At 65.9% G+C, this 3,223-nt stretch carries 4 protein-coding genes and 1 pseudogene; 2 read left to right on the forward strand and 3 right to left on the reverse strand.

All coding sequences use genetic code 11. The features are described 5' to 3' along the window. A partial coding sequence (locus tag RF637_RS13655; RefSeq protein WP_368845112.1) for an IS3 family transposase occupies positions 1–674 on the reverse strand: 674 nt, incomplete at its 3' end. Positions 675–676: 2 nt separating this feature from the next. Then, positions 677–973: a transposase gene (locus tag RF637_RS13660; protein WP_047802039.1), complete on the reverse strand. Its 297-nt coding sequence runs from the start codon at positions 971–973 to the stop codon at positions 677–679. Between the two features lie 466 nt (positions 974–1,439). Between RF637_RS13660 and RF637_RS13665 the strand changes: the two genes are divergently transcribed. Both RF637_RS13665 and RF637_RS13670 read left to right on the forward strand, forming a co-directional pair. Further along, positions 1,440–2,087: a DUF3105 domain-containing protein gene (locus tag RF637_RS13665; protein ID WP_368845113.1), complete on the forward strand. Its 648-nt coding sequence runs from the start codon at positions 1,440–1,442 to the stop codon at positions 2,085–2,087. 50 nt (positions 2,088–2,137) lie between these two features. Continuing rightward, entirely contained in the window at positions 2,138–2,734 is a 597-nt protein-coding gene (locus RF637_RS13670) for a DUF305 domain-containing protein (protein ID WP_368845114.1), read from the forward strand. 129 nt (positions 2,735–2,863) lie between these two features. On the opposite strand, the pseudogene RF637_RS13675 reads toward RF637_RS13670, so the two are convergent. Continuing rightward, a pseudogene (locus RF637_RS13675) lies at positions 2,864–3,154 on the reverse strand (integrase core domain-containing protein); the annotation flags it as partial. Between the last annotated feature and the right edge of the window lie 69 nt (positions 3,155–3,223).

Here is a 3,223-nt window from a genome sequence, read left to right on the forward strand (position 1 = left end):
TGATTCCTCTGGATCTCGTCCCACCACACACCCTCACGATCAGGGTGTTGCGACAACCAGTTGAATCCGCCCTGGCAGCCGCGATCGGCGTGGAAGATCACTCCGGTGGTGTCACACCGGCGCAGGGTCACTGCCCGGCGCAGCGCGGTCTCGACCAGCTCAGTGCGCAGGTGGTCATCGACCGCCCAGCCCAGCACCCGCCGCGAGCAGCCGTCGCGGACCGCACACAAGTACAGCCATCCCTGATCGGTGGGCAAATAGGTGATGTCCGAGGTCCACACCGCATCGAGGCGGCCGCGATCGAAGTCGCGCTCCACCAGATCGGGGATCGTGTGCGCGGACTCGTCTGCGACCGTGGTCACCGGGTGCCAGGTGGCCGGGCTGATGCCGGCGATGCCGTGGGCGCGCATGAGTTTCGCGACCGTCTTGCGCGAGACCACCTCCCCGACAGCGCGCAGGTCGGCCAGGATCCGCGGCGCACCGTTGACCCCGTCGGAGGCCGTGTGGGCGGCCAGCACCTTCTGGCCCAGCTGGGCCCGTCGCACAGCCGAGGGACCCGGCGGCCCCTCGCGACGTGCCAGCCAGGCGTAGTAGCCCGACCGGGACACCTCGAGCAGCTCGGCCATGCGGGTGATCTCGTAGTCGGCCTTCTCCGCGTCGATGAGCTCGAACATCCTCACCGGTTCTGGTTCTCGGTCGCGAAGAAGGCGGCTGCTTTTTTCAGGAACTCCCGGTCCATCCGCAGCTCGGCCACCTCACGGCGCAACCGCTCCAGCTCTGCCCGCTCATCGGTATCCAGTGCTGAGGGCGGGTCGTCCATCTTGGCCCTCTCGATCGCGACCCAACGACCCAGCAGAGCTTCTCCGACACCGATCTCCTTCGCCACGTGGACGATCGGGCGCCCGGTGTCGATCACCAGATGCGCGGCATCACGCCGGTACGCGGGCGTGTACCTCTTCCGTTTGGCTCCCACAGGAACATCCTCCCTGCCAGGCACCAGGCCTGACCATCAAGGACGTCCACCGAAGGGGGTCAACCTCACACTGTCCCGAGCCCGGGCATGTTTGTCCGCGTCCGGTGAGGGATCGGCCACCCCCTTGCTCTGCATCCATGTGTTGCCGTTCCGCCATTTCGGGCCGCTACGGACTGCACGAGCAAGCAATGACGGCCGAGGCTCTGGGGCCAGTCAGATCGTCAGTCGCTGCACGAGGCCCAGAGAGCTGTCCGGCGTAGGGAAAACGGTGAGCCCGATCAAAGGGTACTATCGTCAATAGTGAGATGGTCCGCCTATCGAGCTGGACAGTTGCGCGCTCGAAGAGGACGCCTTCAGGGACTCGATGCGCTGGGTCGTCGATCACAACGGTGACACCGGGCCCACAAGGGAGCCGGTGTACGTCTTTGTGTGGCGCGAGTATTGAGTGGCCTTTTGAGGAGACGCGATGGCTAATGACAAGACTTCCGACCAGGCGCGCCGGGATCGGGAAGCGCTGCTCGAGGCGCACTGGGCGTCCGAGGCCAAGGCGGCGCGCAAGCAAAAGCTGCTCGTGGGGGCGGGGGCAGTGGCCGCTGTGGCTTTGGTCGGTTCCCTGGTGACCGTTGCCGTGGTCAACGACCCTCCGCCGCCGGCGCGCCAGGATATCGAAATCGCCGGGCTGGAGACTTTCGAGGACCTCAGCGCCGAGCATGTGAACACTCCGGTGGACTACGAGCGAGAGCCTCCAGTGGGCGGTGACCACGCCAGCACCTGGCTCAATTGCGGGGTTTACACAGAAGAAGTACCCAAAGAGAACACTGTGCACGCTCTTGAACACGGTGCTGTCTGGGCTGCCTACAATCCCTCGACTCTGAACGAGGACGAGATCACGGCACTGCAAGAGGCTCTGCCGGACACCTACACGGTGGTCTCTCCCTACGAGGGCTTGGATTCCCCCATCACCCTGTCCGCCTGGGGTGCTCAGGTGGCCGTGGACTCTCCCGATGACCAGCGCATCGAGGACTTCGTAACCAAGTATTGGCAGTCCCCCCAGGCGCCTGAGCCGGGAGCTGCCTGCACCGGCGGGCTCGATGGCCCCGGTAGGGCCGCGTGAACACGGGGACCGTGACGGGCCGCCCGGCAGGACGGCGAGTCGGACAAGTCTTGCTGGCCATCGCAGCGGCCATCCTGCTGGTGGCCGGCGGTTGGGCCGTCGGGCGGCTGAGCGCCCCGGGCACCGCCCACCCGGGTGAGGGCAGCGCGGAAGCCGGCTTCGCCCGCGACATGCAGGTCCACCACCAACAGGCCGTACAGATGAGCATGATGATCCGGGACCGCACACAGGACCCGGAGATCCGCCAGTTGGCCTACGACATCACTCGAACCCAGCAGCAGCAGGCCGGGCAGATGTACGGCTGGCTCTCGATGTGGGGCCTACCCCAGGCCTCACCCGCCCCCGCCATGGCCTGGATGGAGGAATCCGCCAGCCATGGGTCCTCCCACGAACACTCTGCGGACGCACCGGCGATGCCCGGCATGGCCACCTCCGCCCAGCTCGACGCCCTCGCCGACGCCCAGGGCCGCCAGGCCGAACGGCTCTACCTCGAGCTGATGATCCCCCACCACAAAGCCGGGGTCACCATGGCCGAGGCCGTCCTGCAGGAGACGGACAATCCGGTCGTCCGGCCACTGGCCGAATCCATCCTCACTGCCCAGCAGACCGAGATCCGTTACCTGGAACAACTGCTCGCCACCCAATGACACCGGCCCCCAGCACACACTCCACCCAGAGCAAAGGCAAGAAACCCTGCACAACACAGTGGAGCATCACATGACACAGAACCCACCGCGAGCCGACAGTGGGGTTGACCCCGTTTCGTGGACATCGAGTTATGCGGCTTCTGCCGCGGGGTTCATGAGCTGGTGCTCGAAGGCTATCGGGCTGAGCATGCCCAGTGACGAGTGCCGTCGGGTCCGGTTGTAGGTAGCCTCGATCCAGGCGCCGACGCCGCGCTTGGCGGCGGCCTTGGTCGTGAATCTCCGCCGGTGGTAGTACTCGGTCTTCAACGTCGACCAGAACGATTCGATCTGCGCGTTGTCCCAGCACACCCCGGTCCGCCCGACCGAGATCCTGACGTCCAGCTCGGCGGCGATCTCGGCCAGCCGGGCGGAGGTGTACTGACCGGATTCAACTGGTCGTTGCAACACCGGCTTCTTGGAGAGACTTTAGCTGCTCGTTCAGTGCCTCGG

Source organism: Kocuria sp. CPCC 204721, assembly GCF_040980945.1.
GTDB classification, from domain to species: Bacteria; Actinomycetota; Actinomycetes; order Actinomycetales; family Micrococcaceae; genus Kocuria; species Kocuria marina.